Source organism: Polaromonas sp. P3_A5 (assembly GCF_056403055.1).
The window spans coordinates 61,451-78,321 of record NZ_JBFUGF010000003.1 but is presented as its reverse complement, the minus strand read 5'-3'; the positions used below and the strand labels follow the sequence as shown (position 1 = coordinate 78,321).

At 63.4% G+C, this 16,871-nt stretch carries 21 protein-coding genes; 11 read left to right on the top strand and 10 right to left on the bottom strand.

The genetic code is table 11. The features are described from left to right. The 3 genes from AC1DU8_RS19905 to AC1DU8_RS19895 all read right to left on the bottom strand — a co-directional run bounded on the left by AC1DU8_RS19905 (position 1) and on the right by AC1DU8_RS19895 (position 1,845). Positions 1-585, bottom strand: coding sequence for a helix-turn-helix domain-containing protein (locus tag AC1DU8_RS19905; protein ID WP_477667566.1), 585 nt, complete (start codon positions 583-585; stop codon positions 1-3). Positions 586-665: 80 nt separating this feature from the next. After that, positions 666-1,358: a penicillin-insensitive murein endopeptidase gene (locus AC1DU8_RS19900; RefSeq protein ID WP_477667565.1), complete on the bottom strand. Its 693-nt coding sequence runs from the start codon at positions 1,356-1,358 to the stop codon at positions 666-668. Positions 1,359-1,368: 10 nt separating this feature from the next. Beyond that, a complete protein-coding gene (locus tag AC1DU8_RS19895) occupies positions 1,369-1,845 on the bottom strand; it encodes a hypothetical protein (protein ID WP_477667564.1) in 477 nt (158 codons plus the stop codon). A 55-nt stretch (positions 1,846-1,900) separates the two neighbouring features. Between AC1DU8_RS19895 and AC1DU8_RS19890 the strand changes: the two genes are divergently transcribed. Beyond that, positions 1,901-2,593, top strand: coding sequence for a helix-turn-helix transcriptional regulator (locus AC1DU8_RS19890; RefSeq protein ID WP_457281738.1), 693 nt, complete (start codon positions 1,901-1,903; stop codon positions 2,591-2,593). Between the two features lie 17 nt (positions 2,594-2,610). On the opposite strand, the gene AC1DU8_RS19885 is transcribed toward AC1DU8_RS19890, so the two are convergent. The 3 genes from AC1DU8_RS19885 to lplT are packed head-to-tail and all read right to left on the bottom strand — an operon-like array spanning position 2,611 to position 5,368. Next, on the bottom strand, positions 2,611-3,105 hold the full coding sequence (locus AC1DU8_RS19885) for a glutathione peroxidase (protein ID WP_457281737.1): 495 nt from the start codon (positions 3,103-3,105) through the stop codon (positions 2,611-2,613). 47 nt (positions 3,106-3,152) lie between these two features. Beyond that, the gene (locus AC1DU8_RS19880) at positions 3,153-4,073 is read right to left on the bottom strand and encodes a DMT family transporter (RefSeq protein WP_477667563.1); all 921 of its coding nucleotides are present in this window, start codon (positions 4,071-4,073) and stop codon (positions 3,153-3,155) included. 14 nt (positions 4,074-4,087) lie between these two features. Continuing rightward, positions 4,088-5,368 carry a lysophospholipid transporter LplT gene (gene lplT, locus AC1DU8_RS19875; protein ID WP_457281735.1) on the bottom strand — a complete coding sequence of 427 codons (1,281 nt, stop codon included), beginning with the start codon at positions 5,366-5,368 and terminating at the stop codon, positions 4,088-4,090. A gap of 189 nt (positions 5,369-5,557) precedes the next feature. Here lplT and alr point away from each other — a divergent pair, with 189 nt between their 5' ends. From alr to AC1DU8_RS19860, 3 genes are read left to right on the top strand one after another with little or no spacing between them, the layout of a single operon-like run. Then, the gene (gene alr / locus AC1DU8_RS19870; protein ID WP_457281734.1) at positions 5,558-6,652 is read left to right on the top strand and encodes an alanine racemase; all 1,095 of its coding nucleotides are present in this window, start codon (positions 5,558-5,560) and stop codon (positions 6,650-6,652) included. Between the two features lie 39 nt (positions 6,653-6,691). Next, positions 6,692-7,153, top strand: a complete 462-nt coding sequence (locus AC1DU8_RS19865) for an RDD family protein (protein WP_457281733.1) — start codon at positions 6,692-6,694, stop codon at positions 7,151-7,153. 50 nt (positions 7,154-7,203) lie between these two features. Beyond that, positions 7,204-7,671: an N-acetyltransferase family protein gene (locus tag AC1DU8_RS19860; RefSeq protein ID WP_477667562.1), complete on the top strand. Its 468-nt coding sequence runs from the start codon at positions 7,204-7,206 to the stop codon at positions 7,669-7,671. Positions 7,672-7,689: 18 nt separating this feature from the next. Here AC1DU8_RS19860 and AC1DU8_RS19855 read toward each other — a convergent pair whose 3' ends face one another. The 4 genes from AC1DU8_RS19855 to AC1DU8_RS19840 all read right to left on the bottom strand — a co-directional run bounded on the left by AC1DU8_RS19855 (position 7,690) and on the right by AC1DU8_RS19840 (position 11,213). Then, positions 7,690-8,583 carry an NAD(P)-dependent oxidoreductase gene (locus AC1DU8_RS19855; protein ID WP_457281731.1) on the bottom strand — a complete coding sequence of 298 codons (894 nt, stop codon included), beginning with the start codon at positions 8,581-8,583 and terminating at the stop codon, positions 7,690-7,692. A 46-nt stretch (positions 8,584-8,629) separates the two neighbouring features. Then, positions 8,630-9,604 (bottom strand): 2-dehydropantoate 2-reductase, encoded by a 975-nt coding sequence (locus AC1DU8_RS19850; RefSeq protein ID WP_457281730.1) that lies wholly within the window; start codon positions 9,602-9,604, stop codon positions 8,630-8,632. A gap of 122 nt (positions 9,605-9,726) precedes the next feature. Further along, positions 9,727-10,713, bottom strand: a complete 987-nt coding sequence (locus AC1DU8_RS19845; protein ID WP_457281729.1) for a Bug family tripartite tricarboxylate transporter substrate binding protein — start codon at positions 10,711-10,713, stop codon at positions 9,727-9,729. Positions 10,714-10,805: 92 nt separating this feature from the next. Continuing rightward, positions 10,806-11,213: a 5-carboxymethyl-2-hydroxymuconate isomerase gene (locus AC1DU8_RS19840; RefSeq protein WP_457281728.1), complete on the bottom strand. Its 408-nt coding sequence runs from the start codon at positions 11,211-11,213 to the stop codon at positions 10,806-10,808. Between the two features lie 108 nt (positions 11,214-11,321). Here AC1DU8_RS19840 and radA point away from each other — a divergent pair, with 108 nt between their 5' ends. From radA to waaF, 7 genes are all read left to right on the top strand, one after another. Continuing rightward, positions 11,322-12,701, top strand: a complete 1,380-nt coding sequence (radA, locus tag AC1DU8_RS19835; protein WP_457281727.1) for a DNA repair protein RadA — start codon at positions 11,322-11,324, stop codon at positions 12,699-12,701. 20 nt (positions 12,702-12,721) lie between these two features. Further along, positions 12,722-13,510 (top strand): metallophosphoesterase family protein, encoded by a 789-nt coding sequence (locus AC1DU8_RS19830; protein WP_477667560.1) that lies wholly within the window; start codon positions 12,722-12,724, stop codon positions 13,508-13,510. 169 nt (positions 13,511-13,679) lie between these two features. Then, positions 13,680-14,114 carry a glycerate kinase gene (locus tag AC1DU8_RS19825; protein WP_477667559.1) on the top strand — a complete coding sequence of 145 codons (435 nt, stop codon included), beginning with the start codon at positions 13,680-13,682 and terminating at the stop codon, positions 14,112-14,114. 111 nt (positions 14,115-14,225) lie between these two features. Further along, on the top strand, positions 14,226-15,164 hold the full coding sequence (locus tag AC1DU8_RS19820) for a branched-chain amino acid transaminase (protein WP_477667558.1): 939 nt from the start codon (positions 14,226-14,228) through the stop codon (positions 15,162-15,164). Between the two features lie 22 nt (positions 15,165-15,186). Beyond that, entirely contained in the window at positions 15,187-15,414 is a 228-nt protein-coding gene (locus AC1DU8_RS19815) for a zinc-finger domain-containing protein (RefSeq protein ID WP_477667557.1), read from the top strand. A gap of 21 nt (positions 15,415-15,435) precedes the next feature. Next, the gene (locus tag AC1DU8_RS19810; protein WP_457281722.1) at positions 15,436-15,822 is read left to right on the top strand and encodes a hypothetical protein; all 387 of its coding nucleotides are present in this window, start codon (positions 15,436-15,438) and stop codon (positions 15,820-15,822) included. Further along, positions 15,812-16,870 (top strand): lipopolysaccharide heptosyltransferase II, encoded by a 1,059-nt coding sequence (gene waaF, locus AC1DU8_RS19805; RefSeq protein ID WP_457281721.1) that lies wholly within the window; start codon positions 15,812-15,814, stop codon positions 16,868-16,870. The genes AC1DU8_RS19810 and waaF overlap by 11 nt, the downstream gene beginning before the upstream one ends. Position 16,871 lies beyond the last annotated feature (1 nt).

Genomic DNA, 16,871 nt, shown 5'->3' with positions numbered 1-16,871 from the left:
TCAAGCCGCTTCGGTGGCGATCACCACCGCATAGCGCGCGGGCTTTCGCGTGGGATTGTGGAACATGGTGGGCCGGTCCAGCTGCATGGCCAGGCAGTCGCCCTCGCGCAGCGCGTGGCGCTCGTCGCCTATGGTGATGTCGATGGCACCTTCGAGCACCCATACCTGCTGGTGCACACGCGCATCGCGTACGCCGGTTTCAAACGCCACGCGCCCGCCCGGCGGGAAATGCACTTCGACGATCTGCATGGGCTGCGGCACGCCGGGCGGCGAGATGTTGCGCCGCAGGTAGCCCGAAGCCGGGTCCTGCCACTGCAGTTGCTCAGCGTGGCGCGCCACCGGGCTGGCGGGCGCCTGGGCGGCGGGCGCATCGAACAGTGAGGCCAGCATCACGCCCAGACCGGTGGCCAGACGCTCCAGCACCACGGCGGTAGGGCTGCTTTCGCCGCGCTCTATCAGCGAAATCATGGAGCGGCTCACACCGCTTTTGGCTGCCAGCGCGTCAAGCGACAGGCTTTTGGCGGCGCGCAGCTCGCGTACGCGCTCGGCGATGCGCTGGTTCAGGCCGGAGGGGACTTCTGTCATGATGGAATTTATTTTCCATCATATTGGAGGTCATGTCCAGTGCCTATGACGCTTGCCGCTCTGCGCCAGCTGCCGTTTTGCTAGCCCGCGCCGGATTTGCACGGAATGGCGAAGTCCACGTGGTAATGCTCGTCGTGGCGAACCCAGGGTTTGCCTTTCATGAAGTTCAGGTTCTGCTTCAGGTAGAGGCCGCGCGGCGTGGCGAACAGCCGGGGCAAAAACGGTGCGTCAAAGATGACCAGGGCAATGCCGACGCCGTGCGCCTTCGAGGCCAGGTGCAACTGGTACAGGTGCTCGGCGGTCGCGGGGAAGTCGATGACGTACTCGCCGTACCGGGCGTCGGCATTGAACTCAAGGTCATAGCCGAAGCGGTTGCCGATGCTGCTTGGTAGCGGCACGGACTTTCCCTGCGCGTCGCGGACCGGCACAAAGAAGTCCACGGACAGGCCGTTCTGATGCGTACGGTGCGGCCGGAAACGCCCGCCGGAAGGCCAGCCCGTTTCGCCATAGACATAGGTGGCCGATGGGCTGGTGGCGTGGAGCGCCGCGTAGGACGCGGTGATGACGTCCGCGACCTTGGCATGCACATGCGTGCGGCCTGCCGTGGCGGCCATCGCGCTGTACACCGAGAAGTTGGGGCCGCTGGTCGGCAGCTTGACGCTGCCTTCGATGCGGCCCTTGCTGACCGTGCCGAAGCATTGGCTGTCGGCGGCAAGGGCTCGGACGGACAGGGTCGCCAGCATTGCGGCGATCAGGCAAGTGAGCTTATGCATGGAAGATCGGTTACCAGGCCCCGCGACCATACGAAACAGCAAGCGCTCCAAGAGTAAGTGAGCCGGCCACAAGGCCTCCCAGCGCCAGCCACTCAGCGGTGTTGAAATCCTTGAACGGAGGATCGAATGGGTTCAGGGCCTGCCACCATTTCTTCCCGAGCCGCCTGCGGTTCAGATAGAGCAGTAAATTTCCGCCGCCGACCCAGAGCACCGCTATGAGCGAGAGCAGGATCAGTTGACCGGGTGGCATGCTTGCCAGGACATCCTCAGCCGTCGGGATCGCGGATGGCGGTGCTGAGGCTTCCGGTATGAGACCGGAAGCCTTGGCCAGGAGGAAGGTCAACAGCATAGGCGCCACAAAGAGCGCCATGTTCTTCCAATAGACCGACTGCGTCTGGGCTCGCACCATGCGGAACCATGCGATGGGCGCTATCACCAGGGTCGCCACGATTGCGACGCAAGCGAGAATTAGAAGAAGCAGTGGCATGGTGATCACGGTTTGCACTATAGCCGGGTGGGCGCTCCCCTATCATCTGCAAACCATGCGCCGCGCCGATCGCCTTTTCCATCTCGTCCAGCTGATTCGCGGCCGCCGCCTGAGCACCGCGGAATTCCTCGCCAAGCGGCTCGAGGTTTCCGAGCGCACGATTTACCGCGACGTGGCGGACCTGCAGCACCAGGGTGTGCCGATCGAGGGCGAGGCCGGAGTGGGTTACCGGCTGGGCGCGGGTTTTGATTTGCCGCCGCTGATGTTCACGCAAAAGGAAGCCAATGCGCTGGCCGCGTCGGTGCGCCTGGCGCAGGCCTGGCTGGACCCGGCCATGGCGGGTGATGCGGAGGCCGCCTGGGGCAAGATTTTTTCGGTGCTGCCGCCCGCGGCGCGCACGGCGGCCGAAGGCGTGCCGCTGTATGCGGTGGTGATCAATCCCGATGAGGCCACGCAGCGCCGCCTGCAGCTTTTGCGTGAGGCGATTCATGCGCACTGCAAGGTGGGCCTGCGCTACCTCGATGCGGCCGGGCGTGAAAGCCGGCGCGTGCTCTGGCCGCTGGGCTGTTTTTACTGGGGCAGCGTTTGGACGCTGGGCGCCTGGTGCGAAGCGCGGCAGGACTTCCGCAACTTTCGCGTGGACCGCATGGCCGCGATCGACGTGCTGGACGAGCGCATGGGCCATGAGGCCGGCCGTACGCTGGCGGATTATTTGCGCGCTGTCAAAGCCGGCCCCAAACCCCCTTGATGTGGGGCGCTGGCGGCTCAGGCCGCTAGCGCAGCCTCGATGTCCTTGGCCAGGTCTGCCGGCTTGTCGCTGGGCGCATAACGCCGTATGACTTTGCCGTCCTTGCCGACCAGGAACTTGGTGAAGTTCCATTTGATGGACTTGATGCCCATCAGGCCGGGCGCCTCGGCCGACAGCCACTGGTACAGCGGGTGGGCGGCGGGGCCATTGACGTCGATCTTGGACATCATGGGGAAACTCACGCCGTAGTTGACCTGGCAGAACTCGGCGATCTGGTCGTCGCTGCCGGGGTCTTGGGAGAGAAACTGGTTACTGGGAAAGCCCAGCACCGCCAGGCCTTTGCCTGCATATTGTTTGTACAGCTCTTCCAGACCCGCGAACTGCGGAGTAAAACCGCATTTGCTGGCCGTGTTGACGATCAGCATGACTTTGCCTTTGAAGGCGCCCAGTGCAACATCCTTGCCCGTGATGTCTTTGGCCTGGAAGTCGTAAACCGTTTTTTCTGCGCCCATGGTGTGTCTCCTTGTGAATCGCTATCGGAAAGCGTGAGGCTTGTTCCTTAGTGCGATTTTGCGTCATTCGAAGACGACGGTGCTGTCGCCGCCAGTACAGCAGCCAGCACGATCAGGCTGCCACCCAGCAGCACGCGAGGAGTCAGTTCGGCAGCGCCCATCGCAGCCGACGAGAGGCTCGCAAAGAGGATCTCGGTCAACATCACGATGGCGGTGGTGCCTGCCGCCAGCCGCGCCGCGCCGTACTGCAGGCCGGCGTTGCTGGCCATGAAGGCCAGCGCCAGCCCCAGCACCACCGGGACGCCGGCCAGCGCCAGCGCCGGTGCGGGCACCAGGGCCTGCGACATACCCATCAGCGCCGCTGCCGCCGCCATCAGGCCGCTGCCGCCAAACATGGCCAGCATGCGCGATTCGCTGGGGGTGTGGTTGTATTTGCGCAGCACGGCGTTGGTCACTGCAAAACTGAAGCCGCCCATGATGGCCAGCCAGTCGGCGCCACCTTGGGGTACGGGCCAGGGCGAGTCGGGCGATTTGAGCACGATCAGCACGCCCGTCATGGCCAGCAAGAGGCGCAGCAGCGAGGCGGCCGAGGGCTTTTCACCTAGCATGACCCAGGCCACCAGCACCGACCACGCGGGCATCAGGTAAAACAGCAGCACCACGCGCACCACATCGCCCACGGTCACGGCCCAGTTGAAGCCGACGTTGGTCAGGCCCGAAGCCGCCGCCAGGAACCACAGCTGCGGGTGGGCCACAAAGCCGCGCCAGGCGGCGGGGCGCAGGGTGAGCAGGCCGGTAACCACCACTGCATAGACGAGCGCCGTGGTCCACAGCGGGTGCAGGCCATGGCCCTGCAGCTCGCGCAGCGGCCACCAGGACACGCCCCAGACGAGGGCGTTCAGTGTGAGGGCGAGAACGGCTTTGGAGGTGCCCTTCGCAGCGGCACCGTGTGTCGCATCAGACTGCACAGTGTTAACAGTTCCTAGTGCGAGTTATCGCTGCGGGCGATGTTCAGCAGGTGGTCGACCTGCTCTTTGTGCTTGATGCAGTTGTTTTTGTGCCACCGCTGGATCACCCACATGAAGCCGGCCACCACCACACCAAAGGCGGTAATGGCACCAAAGGCCGACAGGCCCAAGCCGGTAGAGAGGCTGTAGAAAGCCCCCAGGCTCAGGATGCAGGCCTGTTCGTTGAAGTTCTGCACGGCGATCGAGCGGCCCGCGCCCATCAGGTTGTGGCCGCGGTGCTGCAGCAGCGCGTTCATGGGCACGACCAGGAAGCCGCCCAGGCCACCCAGCAGGATCAGGAAAGGCGCGGCCACCCAGACATTGCCGATGAAGTTCATCAAGATGACCAGAAGGCCCATGGCAATACCCAGCGGCATCACGCTGGTGGCCTGGTCCAGCCGCATGCGCATGGAGGCCAGTACGGCACCGACGGCGGTGCCGATGGCGACCACGCCGACCAGGGAAGAGGCTTGTGTCGTGCTGTAGCCCAGGGCGGCCGCGCTCCAGGCCAGCACGATGTAGCGCAAATTACCCGACACCCCCCAAAACAGGGTGGTGGTGGCCAGGGAAATCTGCCCAAGCTTGTCGCGCCACAAGGCTGAGTTGCAGTTCCAGAAATCGGGCAGCAGCTCAAGCTTGTTGCGCGGCATGGGCCGCATCTCCACGCCGGTGTCGGGGATACGGGTGTTGAACCAGGCCGCGATGATGTAGAGCAGGATCAGCACGGCAATCGCGGCTTCAGGGGCGGTGTCGATGCCGGTAGTAAAAATGGGAAAGTCAAACGAAAGCAATAGCGACGACACCGAATGACCCACCAGCTGGCCGCCCAGCAAAACACCCAGGATGATGGACGAAATCGTCAAGCCTTCAATCCAGCCGTTGGCCTTGACCAGCTGCGAAGCCGGCAGGAGTTCGGTGAGGATGCCGTATTTGGCGGGCGAATAAGCCGCCGCCCCGAGTCCGACGATGGCATAGGCCAGCAGCGGGTGGGAGCCAAACAGCATCATCAGGCAGCCGATCACCTTGATGGCGTTGCTGACGAACATGACGTTGCCCTTGGGGCGCGCATCGGCAAAAGCGCCTACAAAAGGCGCCAACACCACGTAAAAGAGCGCAAACATGGGCACCAGCGCCGCCGGCTGCCATTTGGGCGCGCCGCTGGTTTTCAGCAGCTCCACGGCGGCCACAAACAGCGCGTTATCAGCCAGCGAGCTGAAAAACTGGGCCGCCATGATGGTGTAGAAACCGCGCTTCATTAAACTGTTGTGGTCACTGCATCAATGCATCAGCGGATCTGATGCGGCAAGATATGGGTGAATGTCTCCAGACGATTCCGGTTTATAGCATGGGGGGCGGTGTCAGAATGCAAAAGACCTCATCCAGAGGCCTTTCGTCCCGACGGGCCCGCCAGCCTGCCACGCTCCCGGAAAACAATTTACTGCGCCATGCCACGTCCCATTCTTGCCACCATTCACACCGCCGGGCTTGCCCACAACCTTGCCCGCGCGCGCGCTGCCGCGCCCGATGCGCGGGTCTGGGCCGTCGTCAAGGCCAATGCCTATGGTCACGGCATCGAACGTGTTTTTGATGCGCTGCGCAGTGCCGACGGATTTGCGCTGCTGGACCTGGCTGAAGCGCAGCGCCTGCGCGCGCTGGACTGGCGCGGCCCCATCCTGTTGCTGGAAGGCTGCTTCGAGGCGCGGGATCTCGAGTTGTGCTCCCGCCTGGGCTTGTGGCATGCCATTCACTGCAACGAGCAGATCGACATGCTGGCTGCCCACAAGACGCAGCTGCCGCACCGTGTCTTCCTCAAGATGAATTCGGGCATGAATCGGCTGGGTTTCGCGCCCGAACGCTACCGTGCGGCGTGGACGCGCCTGAATGCATTGCCCCAGGTCGAAGAGATCACGCTGATGACGCATTTTTCCGATGCGGACGGCCCTAAAGGCATCGCCGCGGCGCTGAAGGCCTTTGACGCCGTCACGCATGACCTGCCGGGTGAACGCACTCTCAGCAACAGCGCCGCCACCTTGCGGCACGGCGATGTGCTGGCCGGGCGCTCCGACTGGGTGCGGCCCGGTATCCTGGTTTACGGCAGCGCGCCCGACTTCCCTGAGCACAGCGCGGCCGACTGGGATTTGCAGCCCACCATCACGCTGTCATCGAAAATCATCGGCATCCAGGAGCTCAAAGCCGGCGATACCGTGGGTTACGGCTCCTGTTTCACGGCCGACGGCCCGCTGCGCATCGGCGTGGTGGCCTGCGGTTACGCAGACGGCTACCCGCGCCACTGCAGCACAGGTACGCCGATGCTGGTGAATGGCGTGCGCACCCGCATGGTGGGGCGCGTCAGCATGGACATGATCACGGTGGACCTCACTCCCGTGCCCGGCGCGGGCATCGGCACCGAGGTGACGCTGTGGGGCCGCGCCTCCAGCGGCGCGGTGCTGCCGATCGACGAAGTGGCGCACGCCGGCGGCACCGTCGGTTATGAGCTCATGTGCGCGGTGGCACAGCGTGTGCCGGCGGTGGCGGACTGAATCCGCTGTGACTGCAAACTTGTTCAGGAAAAAAGAACCATGGAAACATCAGAACTTGAATATGCCGGCTTCTGGATACGCGTCTGGGCATCGCTGATTGATACCGTATTGTTCTGTGTGCTGATCTTCCCGCTACTGACGGTCATTTACGGCACCGCTTACTGGAACAGCACAAAGCTGGTTCAGGGACCGGCGGATTTCCTGATCTCATGGGTTATTCCGGCTGTAGTGGTCGTGGGCTTCTGGATCGTTCGGCAGGCGACACCCGGGAAAATGGCGATTGCTGCCCGCATCGTGGACGCCAGGACCGGCCTCAAGGCCACGCCAGGCCAGTTCGTCATCCGCTACATCGGTTACGTGCTGTCCACCATTCCCTTTTGCCTGGGTTTTTTCTGGGTGGCTTTCGACGCCCGCAAGCAGGGCTGGCACGACAAGCTCGCCGGCACGGTTGTCGTGCGCAACAAGGCCGGCACTACCCAGCCTGTCGCGTTCAACGACTGATACCCGCTCTCTCCGGCATCAACCCTGCCTGCCATCATCAAGAGGTGTCCATGCCAGTGGCTTCATCCATCACCGTTCGTCCCATAGCGCCGCAGGATTTCGAGGCCTGGTTGCCCCTTTGGCTGGGCTACAACAAGTTCTACGGCCGATCCGGTGAGACGGCGCTGGCTGACGACATCACCGCCATGACCTGGTCGCGCTTTTTTGATGCGTATGAGCCTGTCCACGCCCTGGTGGCGGAGTCTGACGGCGAACTTGTGGGCCTCACGCATTACCTGTATCACCGCAGCACTACCCGCATTGCGCCGGTCTGTTATTTGCAGGATCTGTTCACCGCCGAAGCCGTGCGCGGCCAAGGCGTTGGCAAGGCGCTGATTGAAGCCGTGTACGAGAAGGCCCAAGCCGCCGGTTCTACCCGCGTTTATTGGCAAACCCACAAAACCAACACCACGGCCATGAGGCTGTATGACCAGGTGGCGGAAAACTCCGGCTTTGTCGTATACGCCAAGGCGCTTTAGGCGCCGTCGAACCGCGGCTCACTGCGGCGTGATTTTGGCGCCTGTGAGTTTTTCCTGCGCCGTCACAAGGGCGGTGACAAATTTCTTGCCCTGGCCCAGCGCGCTGGCGGTGGCCAGGCTTTGGTGCACGGCCTCGCCCACGAGAGAAGGAACATTCACCATCTCGGCCAGGTGGGTGTAGTAGCGCAGGTCCTTGCGGGCGTTGTCCAGCTCAAACTTCAGGCCGTTGAAGTCACCGTTCAGTGTCTTGGCCATGGCCTGGAAGAGGCCCGAGTTCACCGCGCCGGCCGAAATCACTTCCACCAGCTTTTGCGGCTGAATACCCGCCAGCGCGCCCACGGCAAAGGCCTCGGCGGTAGCCGTGCAAATCGCCTGGCCGATGAAGTTGTTGAGCAGCTTGATGATGTGGCCGGCACTGGGGCCGCCCACGTGAAAAATGTTTTCGCAATAGGCCGCCAGCACCGGTTGAATTTTGTCGAACACGGCCTGCTCGGCGCCCACCATGGTGTTGAGCTTGCCGAGCTCGGCTTCGACTGGTGTGCGCGCCAGCGGTGCGTCTACCAGCGTCGCGCCACGTTCGGCGCAGAGGGCGGCCAGGCGGCGTGTGGATTCGGGTTCGCTGGTGGAGGTATCGATCACGATCAACCCTGCGCGCGCCTTTGACAGTACGCCATGGGCCCCGAGCAGGGTCTCCTCGACCTGCGGCGATCCCGTCACGCAAATGATCACCGCGTCGCACGCGCCCAGCTCGGCGGGGCTTGCGGCCTGCTTCGCGCCGGCGGCCAGCAGGTCGGCCACGCGTTCCGTATTGCGGTGCACGGTCAGGCTGACGTTGAATCCCTTGGCCTGCAGGTTGCGTGCAATACCGTGTCCCATGAGGCCCGATGCGCCGATAACGCCGATGTGTTTCATGCTGTCTCCTGAAAAGTGGTTGAGAAAAATCCGGAAAATCTTTGGGTCAATAAAGACCCTTGACGCGCGCCTGCAACCGGGCCAGCCCGAGCAAAGCGTCGGTATAGGGTGTGGGCACCGCCGTCAGTTGCCCCAGTTCGCGCACGGCCGTCACCAGTGCGTCCAGCTCGACCGGTTTGCCGGCTTCCACATCCTGCAGCATGGATGTCTTGAAGGCACCCAGCTTGCGCGTGACGACATGGCGCTCCGCAGGGGTCTGGTTGATCGGGATGCCGATGCGCGCGCCGATTTCCTTGGCCTCAAGCATCACGCTGTGGGTAAAACCGGTCACCAGTTCGTCGTCAAGAACAAGGTCCATGGTTGCACCGGTCAGCGCGCTGATTGGGTTGGCGGTCATGTTGCCCCAGAGCTTGAACCAGATGTCTTTCTGGATCTGCTCCGACACCGGCGCTTCAAAGCCGGCTTTTTCAAGCAGGGCCGCAAGCTGCTGCACCCGGGCGGTTTTCTCGCCGGAGGGCTCGCCGATGATGAGCTTGTTGCCGAAGTGGTGGTGCACCTGTCCGGGCTCATCCAGCGAGCAGCTGGCATGCACCACGCAGCCGACGATGTGCTTTGCCGGAATGGCCTGCGCCAGTTCGCCGCCGGGGTCCACTGAAGTCAACTGGGTGCCTTCAAGCGTCCCGCCGAAGCCTTGCAAGAACCACCAGGGCACGCCATTCATGGCGGTCAGGACCATCGTTTCCGGGCCAATCAGCGGCGCGATCCGGCGCACCACCTCGGGCAGAGAAGGCGCTTTGACGGCCAGCACCACCAGGTCCTGCACGCCGAGGTCGGCCGGCGCGGCGCTGGAGGACACAGCTTGCGACGTGATCTTGCCGCCCTGGTTCAGCCGCAGACCGTGCAGCTGCAGGGCATCGAGCGTGGCGCCGCGCGCCACCACGCTGACGCGGCAACCTGCGTGAGCGAGCCCGTGGCCTATCCAGCCGCCAATGGCGCCAGCGCCATAAATACATACCTTCATCGTTTCATGTCTCCATTTCCTAATCCCAAAAGCGAAAGGCCAGCAGGGGCCGCAGGCGCAGCGCCCCCCTCGGGGGGCAGCGCATTACACGCAGCCGAAGGCGAAGTGAAAAGCGTGGGGGCTCAACCCTCTGGTGTGAAACCCACCGCCTTGACCAGCGGGCCCCACAACTCGGTATCGGCCTTGAGCATGGCGGCCAGCTGTGCGGGCGAGGTCGGGGCCGCTTCCAGGTACGACACCGCGAGGCCGTCGATCACGTCCTGCGAGGCCAGCGCGGAGCGGATGCCGGCATTCAGCCGCTGCACCACATCCTGCGGCGCTTTGGCGGGCAGGAAGAAGCCGAACCATTCGGTGAACGCCATGTCCTTGAAGCCTTGCTCCAGCAGCGTCGGCGTGTTGGGGGTAAAGCGGCTGCGTTTGGGGCCGCTGGTCGACAGCAGGCGGCACTTGCCCGACGCGACATGCTGGGTGAACTCGCCGGTCGGCCCCGACACGGCGGCAATCTGGCCGCCCACCATGTCCAGCACGGCGGGCTGGGTGCCGCGAAAAGCCACGTGGCGCAAGTCCACGTTGCCGGCACGGCCCAGCAGCGCGCCGATGAAGTGCGGCGATGAGCCGGCGGCCGGTGAGCCGAAGTTGGCCTGGCCTGGGTTGGCCTTGCACCAGGCAAGAAAATCCGGCACGTTTTTGACGCTGGCCGGCACCATGGGGCCGACGGCGAAGCCGTAGTCGAAGATCGCGCCGGCAGATACCGGGGTCAGGTCGGCTACCGGGTCGTACGGTAGCTTCTTGTAGGTGTGCGGGTAGATGCCCAGCATGGACATGGGCGTCAGCAAAACGGTGGCGCCGTCGGGCGCGGCAGATTTGACGAACTGCACGGCGATTTGCCCGCCCGCGCCGGTCTTGTTCTCCACCACGGCGCTTTTGGCATAACCGGGGTGCAGCTTGTCGGCGACGCGCCGCGACACGATGTCGGCGGTGCCGCCGGGCGCAAAGCCGACGATGACTTTGGTGCTGTCAATGGCCTGGGCCCAGGCGCGCTGGCCGATGCTTGTGAGCAGTGCTGCAGCGCTGGATGACTGGATGAGCTGGCGGCGCGAAATGTTCATGGTGTGACCTCGTGGAATGGGTGGGGGCTGCTGTGGCGCCGCTGGCGGGCGCGAAAAAGCCATTGTTGTGCAAGATGCGATTTTGTGCAGGATCAGGCGGTATCCAGATGCGCGGCGAGGTTGTTGCGCTTGCCTTCATACACGGGGGCGCCTTCGTCGATTTGCAATGTCATGCCCACGGCGTGCTGCGCGAACACCCCATCCAGGTGTGCGCTGGCGCTGGCCAGCAGGGCGTCGCCGGCCCGCTTTTTCATGGCTTCGCTGCGGCCGGGGGTGATCAGGAGGTTCAGGTAGATAAAGGCGCGGTCGGGCTGGCCGTCCGCCACCGCAAAGTGCGGCGCCGGCCAGGCCATGACCCGCGTACCGGCCACCGGGAAAAGCGGCGCCACGCCGTCTTCGCCGCGCAGGGCCACCAGTGTGGCGGCCAGCGTGTGGCACATGGCGTTCATGTCGGTGAGGTTATCCAGGTTGGCGGTGTATTGAATGTTCAGGTGAGGCATGGCGGAGGTTGGTGGGGGTTGGTGGGGGTTGGCAGGTTGCGCGGATGAACAGGACCCGCCATCATTACCAAAACGCAAAGGCTGGTTATTTATACAGTAATATCGTGCATGGCCAAAGACAAAACGATTTACACCTGCACCGAATGCGGTGGCACCAGCCCCAAATGGCTGGGCAAATGCCCGCACTGCAACGCCTGGAACACGCTGATCGAGTCGGCCGCGGAAAACAGTGCGCCGGTCAAGAACCGCTACAGCAGCCAGTTCCAGTCACTGGCCAAGGCCTCCGACGTGACCGCCCTGGCCGACATCGAAGCCACCGACATGGAGCGCACGCCCACCGGGCACGAAGAGCTGGACCGCGTGCTGGGCGGCGGCATCGTCGAGGGCGGCGTGGTGCTGATTGGCGGCGACCCTGGCATCGGCAAGTCCACCTTGCTGCTGCAGGCGCTGGATTCGCTGCAACGCGCCGGGCTCAACACACTTTACGTGACCGGCGAGGAAAGCGGCGCGCAGGTCGCGCTGCGTTCACGCCGGCTGGGGCTGGACGGCTCGCAGGTCAAGGTGCTGGCGGAAATCCAGCTAGAAAAAATCCTCGCCACGCTGGAGGCCACGCAGCCGGCCATTGCCGTGATCGACTCCATCCAGACGGTGTATTCCGACCAGCTCACGTCGGCGCCGGGTTCGGTGGCGCAGGTGCGTGAATGCGCGGCGCACCTGACGCGTGCCGCCAAGTCCAGCGGCGTGTGCATCGTGCTGGTTGGCCATGTGACCAAAGAGGGCGCACTCGCCGGCCCGCGTGTGCTCGAGCACATGGTGGACACCGTGCTGTACTTTGAAGGCGACACGCATTCAAGCTTTCGCCTCGTGCGCGCCATCAAGAACCGTTTCGGTGCGGTCAACGAGATCGGTGTGTTCGCCATGACGGAAAAAGGCCTCAAGGGTGTGGCCAATCCGAGCGCGATCTTTTTGAGCCAGCACAGCGAGCCCGTGCCCGGCAGCTGCGTGCTGGTCACACTGGAAGGCACGCGCCCCATGCTGGTTGAAATCCAGGCGCTGGTCGACAACGGCGGGCCCAGCCCGCGGCGCCTTTCGGTGGGTCTGGACCGCGACCGCCTGGCCATGCTGCTGGCGGTGCTGCATCGCCATGCCGGTGTTGCCTGCATGGACCAGGACGTGTTCGTCAACGCCGTGGGCGGCGTGCGCATCAGCGAGCCGGCGGCCGACCTGGCCGTGATGCTGGCCATCACCTCCAGTTTGCGCGGTAAACCGTTGCCCAAGGGTTTCATTGCCTTTGGTGAGGTCGGGCTGGCCGGAGAAGTGCGCCCGGCCCCGCGCGGCCAGGAGCGCCTGAAGGAAGCGGCCAAGCTGGGCTTTAGCGTTGCCGTGGTGCCCAAGGCCAATGCGCCCAAGAAACCGATTGAAGGCCTCACCATCCACGCCGTCGAGCGCGTGGAAGAGGCCATGGAAGTGGTGCGCAGCCTGAGCTGAGGCATTGCACAATCAGGGCCATGAAACTCGCCGTCATCTCCGACATTCACGGTAACCTGCTGGCGCTTGAGGCCGTGCTGGCGGACATTGCCGGGCAGGGTGTTGACCAGACCGTGAACCTGGGCGACATCCTGAGCGGCCCGTTGCAACCCGCGGAAACGGCCGACCTGCTGATGGCCCGCAACTTCACCACCATTCGCGGCAACCACGAGCGGCAGGTGCTGGAATTGCTGGACCAGGGCCAGCATCTCGACCCACTCGGCACCGACGGCTATACCGCGGGCCAGCTGACGTCGGCGCAGGTGGCGTGGATCAGGTCGCTGCCCGCGCGCCTGGAGCTGGCGGGCGGTGACGTGCTGCTGTGCCACGGAACGCCCGGCAGCGATTTGATCTACTGGATGGAAACCACGGTGTCCGGTTTTCCTGACGCGCATCCGACGGGTATCCGGCCTGCCACTGCCGAAGAAGTTTTCCTGCGGCTTGGCGACGAGAGCCCCCAGACGCATTCGCTGGTCCTTTGCGGTCACACCCATGTGCCGCGCATGGTCCAGTGTGGCAACCTGCTTGTCGTCAATCCCGGCAGCGTCGGCCTGCAGGCCTATGACGACGACCATCCTCACCCGCATGTGGTGGAAAACGGTGCGCCGCACGCGCGCTACGCGCTCGTGGAAAAAACCGCCCAGGGCTGGCGGGCGGACCTCCGCGCAGTGCCCTATGACCACATGGCGGCATCCAAAGCGGCATTTAGCCGAGGCCGTCCTGACTGGGCGTATGCGCTGGCGACCGGTTGGGCACAACGCGGCAGTTAACAAGCGCTATTAAAAACATAGCTGCTGGCGCAATATCTGATTGGGTAGCAGCCGCTTTTGGCTTAAAAAGAGCTCTCCACGCTGTCTGGAGGCCGCTTTCGGCGGTTTTTTCATGCCGCTACGCACTCCCCGCAGCGTTGGCGTCCCCGGTGGCTGCGAAAATACGGCCATGAACTTCCAGAAAATCATTGTTCCCGTGGCCGGCATCGCCGGGGTCTTGCTGGCGTACCGCTTTTACGGCTGGGCCGGTGTAGCCGCCGCTGCCAGCGCCCTCGTGATGTGGGTGCTGCTGCATTTCACCCGCATGATGCAGGTTTTGAAGCGTGCAGCCAACCGGCCCATCGGTTATGTCGACAGCGCGGTCATGCTCAACGCCAAGCTCCGGCCCGGCATGACATTGCTACATGTGGTAGCGATGACGCGGGCGCTGGGCCTGCTGCAGTCGGCCAAGGACGAACAGCCCGAAATCTTCCGCTGGACAGACGGTTCCGAGTCGCATGTCACCTGCACCTTTGTGGGCGGCAAACTGTCGCACCATGAACTCTTCCGCCCCGTGCCCGCGGATTCGCCTGAGGCCGGGGGCACAGCGCCGCCCGCACCGTAAAATCAGACTTTCGGGTTTTGCCCGGCCTGGCACCGCATTCCCGGCTGCTGCTGCCGGCGGCGCGCCGATACAGCACAACCATTCCACGACATTCACCACAGGATCAGCACCATGTCCCCAGTTATTCCTTCCATGGCAGACCGCGACGGCAAAATCTGGATGGACGGCCAGATGGTCGACTGGCGCGACGCCAAGATCCACGTGCTGAGCCACACCCTGCATTACGGCTGCGGCGCGTTTGAAGGCGTGCGGGCCTACAACGCCCAGGGTGGCACGGCGATTTTCCGGCTCGAAGAGCACACCGAGCGCCTCTTCAACAGCGCCAAGATCTTGCGTATGAAGATTCCCTTTACCCAGGCCGAAGTCAACGAAGCCACGAAAGCCGTCGTGCGCGAGAACAAGCTGGAGTCCTGCTACATCCGCCCGCTGACCTGGATCGGCTCGCAAAAACTCGGCGTCAGCCCCAAGGGCAACCAGATTCACCTGATGGTCGCGGCCTGGGCCTGGGGCGCCTACCTTGGCGAAGAAGGCATGAAGCGCGGCATCCGTGTGAAGACCTCCAGCTACACCCGCCACCATGTCAACATCACCATGACGCAGGCCAAGGCGGTGAGCAACTACACCAACTCCATCCTCGCCAACATGGAAGCGCTGGATGACGGCTACGACGAAGCGCTGCTGCTCGACGCCTCAGGTTTTGTCAGCGAAGGCGCGGGTGAAAACATTTTTGTGATCAAGGGCGGCGTGGTCTACACGCCCGACCTGTCTGCAGGCGCGCTCAACGGCATCACACGCAACACCATCCTGCACATCTGCAAGGACCTGGGCCTGGAGCTCGTGCAAAAACGCATCACGCGCGACGAGGTGTATATCTCCGACGAGGCCTTCTTCACCGGCACGGCCGCCGAAGTCACGCCGATTCGCGAACTCGACCGCATTGAAATCGGCGCCGGCTCGCGCGGCCCCATCACCGAAAAAATCCAGAGCGCGTTCTTTGACATCGTCAACGGCCGCAATCCGAAATACGCCCACTGGTTGGCCAAAGTCTGAAGCGCTTACTGAAAGTCCCGCGATGAGCACCCCCACAACGACCCACGCCTCCTCCTCTGTCGAACTGCTGGCTTCGGACCTGAACGCCCAGGGCGGCGTCTACTGCCCCAGCCCCAAGGCCGACATGAAAATCTGGAATAGCCACCCGAAGGTTTACCTGGACGTGGCCCGAACCGGCCAGGCCAAGTGCCCGTATTGCGGCACGGTTTACGCGCTGAAAGCCGGCGAGCACTTCGGCGGACATCACTAATCGCGGTCGCCTTTCATTCTGATGGGCAGCTTCAAACATCACAGCTATTTTGTAAAAGAGAAACACGTTCAAGGTGTTCTCTTTCCGCACGCCTGCCTGGACTGCCGAAAGACATTCAAAAAACCGCGGAGTGTGACCGCCCGCTTATGCCCAGAATGTGGCGGCCAGCTCGTCGTTTTGAGCCGCAAATTCTCGGCACCTAAATCCCGCGATACCCGGCAGTGGGAAAAAGTAAGATTCCTGGTAATCAACGGATTTCTTTTTCAGCCCGTTCGGGAAGGCAACGAAACTGTCCGTTATCCAAAGACATTGGACGAGGCGAGAGAATTTGTCGCCAAGTATCGCAAGCAGGCCATCCCGTGCGCTCGCAAAGATTTTGATGTTGCCATCCTTCGCAATGAGCCATAAATCCGACGACAGATCTGGCTCACAGGGTGCAATTCACTCGCTTGTGATCGCACCTCAGTGGATTGGTGACGCCGTCATGACCGAGCCGCTCATGCGCCGCTTGCATGCGCGCGGCGAACGTCTCACGGTAGGTGCCTTGTCCTGGGTGGCGCCGGTTTACCGGGCGATGCCGCAGGTGGCCGATGTCATTGAATTTCCCTTTGCACACGGCGGCTTGCAGTTCCGCGAACGTCGCGCGCTTGCCAGGCGCATCGAGGGACGTTTCGACAAAGCTTATGTCCTGCCCAATTCGCTGAAAAGCGCACTGCTGCCTTTTCTGGCCAGCATCCCGGAACGCATCGGTTATTTCGGTGAAGCGCGAGTGGGCCTGCTCACGCACCGGCTCAAGAATCCGAAGAACAAGCCGCCCATGGTGGCGTTTTATTCAGCGTTGAGCGGTGGGGCGGACCTCGACAAAGACCGGCCGCAACTGCAGATGGCACCCGCTGAAATTGAGCAGGCGCTGGCTGAACTGGGCCTGCAACGCGGCGGCTATTACGTGTTTGCGCCCGGCGCCGAATACGGTCCTGCCAAGCGCTGGCCCGCCCGTCACTTTTCAGAACTCGCCGCGCGGCTGGCTTTGCCGGTAGTGTTGCTGGGCTCCGGCAAGGAGGCGGCGCTCTGCGAAGAAATCGCCGCGCCCGTGAACGCGGCGCAGCCCGGCAAATGCCTGAACTTCGCGGGCAAGACCTCATTGGTGCAGGCGCTGTGCCTGATCGCCGCAAGCCAGAGCACGATCAGCAATGACTCGGGACTGATGCACGTGGCTGCGGCCTTCGGTGTGCCGCAAGTGGCGATTTTCGGCTCGTCCAGCCCCCTGCATACGCCGCCGCTAAGCGACAAGGCCACCGTGCTGTGGCTCAAAGCTGATGCCGCCTACCAGCCGCCGCTGGACTGCGCACCCTGCTTCGAGCGCGAATGCCCGCTGGGCCATACGCGCTGCCTGAACGATATGGGCGCCGAGCGGGTGCTGGCGGCGCTGCCACCGGTTCCCCGGGTGGGAAATTAGG

Bases quoted from the DNA above. Each gene is read 5' to 3' on its own strand.
- AC1DU8_RS19860 (WP_477667562.1), top strand. From the start codon at position 7,204: ATGCCAGTGGCTTCATCCATCACCGTTCGTCCCATAGCGCCGCAGGAT.
- AC1DU8_RS19845 (WP_457281729.1), bottom strand. From the start codon at position 10,713: ATGAACATTTCGCGCCGCCAGCTCATCCAGTCATCCAGCGCTGCAGCA.
- waaF (WP_457281721.1), top strand. From the start codon at position 15,812: ATGAGCCATAAATCCGACGACAGATCTGGCTCACAGGGTGCAATTCAC.
- AC1DU8_RS19850 (WP_457281730.1), bottom strand. From the start codon at position 9,604: ATGAAGGTATGTATTTATGGCGCTGGCGCCATTGGCGGCTGGATAGGC.
- AC1DU8_RS19890 (WP_457281738.1), top strand. From the start codon at position 1,901: ATGCGCCGCGCCGATCGCCTTTTCCATCTCGTCCAGCTGATTCGCGGC.
- AC1DU8_RS19825 (WP_477667559.1), top strand. From the start codon at position 13,680: ATGAACTTCCAGAAAATCATTGTTCCCGTGGCCGGCATCGCCGGGGTC.
- AC1DU8_RS19895 (WP_477667564.1), bottom strand. From the start codon at position 1,845: ATGCCACTGCTTCTTCTAATTCTCGCTTGCGTCGCAATCGTGGCGACC.
- AC1DU8_RS19900 (WP_477667565.1), bottom strand. From the start codon at position 1,358: ATGCATAAGCTCACTTGCCTGATCGCCGCAATGCTGGCGACCCTGTCC.
- alr (WP_457281734.1), top strand. From the start codon at position 5,558: ATGCCACGTCCCATTCTTGCCACCATTCACACCGCCGGGCTTGCCCAC.
- AC1DU8_RS19815 (WP_477667557.1), top strand. From the start codon at position 15,187: ATGAGCACCCCCACAACGACCCACGCCTCCTCCTCTGTCGAACTGCTG.
- AC1DU8_RS19905 (WP_477667566.1), bottom strand. From the start codon at position 585: ATGACAGAAGTCCCCTCCGGCCTGAACCAGCGCATCGCCGAGCGCGTA.
- AC1DU8_RS19830 (WP_477667560.1), top strand. From the start codon at position 12,722: ATGAAACTCGCCGTCATCTCCGACATTCACGGTAACCTGCTGGCGCTT.
- AC1DU8_RS19810 (WP_457281722.1), top strand. From the start codon at position 15,436: ATGGGCAGCTTCAAACATCACAGCTATTTTGTAAAAGAGAAACACGTT.
- AC1DU8_RS19820 (WP_477667558.1), top strand. From the start codon at position 14,226: ATGTCCCCAGTTATTCCTTCCATGGCAGACCGCGACGGCAAAATCTGG.
- lplT (WP_457281735.1), bottom strand. From the start codon at position 5,368: ATGAAGCGCGGTTTCTACACCATCATGGCGGCCCAGTTTTTCAGCTCG.
- radA (WP_457281727.1), top strand. From the start codon at position 11,322: ATGGCCAAAGACAAAACGATTTACACCTGCACCGAATGCGGTGGCACC.
- AC1DU8_RS19855 (WP_457281731.1), bottom strand. From the start codon at position 8,583: ATGAAACACATCGGCGTTATCGGCGCATCGGGCCTCATGGGACACGGT.
- AC1DU8_RS19885 (WP_457281737.1), bottom strand. From the start codon at position 3,105: ATGGGCGCAGAAAAAACGGTTTACGACTTCCAGGCCAAAGACATCACG.
- AC1DU8_RS19840 (WP_457281728.1), bottom strand. From the start codon at position 11,213: ATGCCTCACCTGAACATTCAATACACCGCCAACCTGGATAACCTCACC.
- AC1DU8_RS19865 (WP_457281733.1), top strand. From the start codon at position 6,692: ATGGAAACATCAGAACTTGAATATGCCGGCTTCTGGATACGCGTCTGG.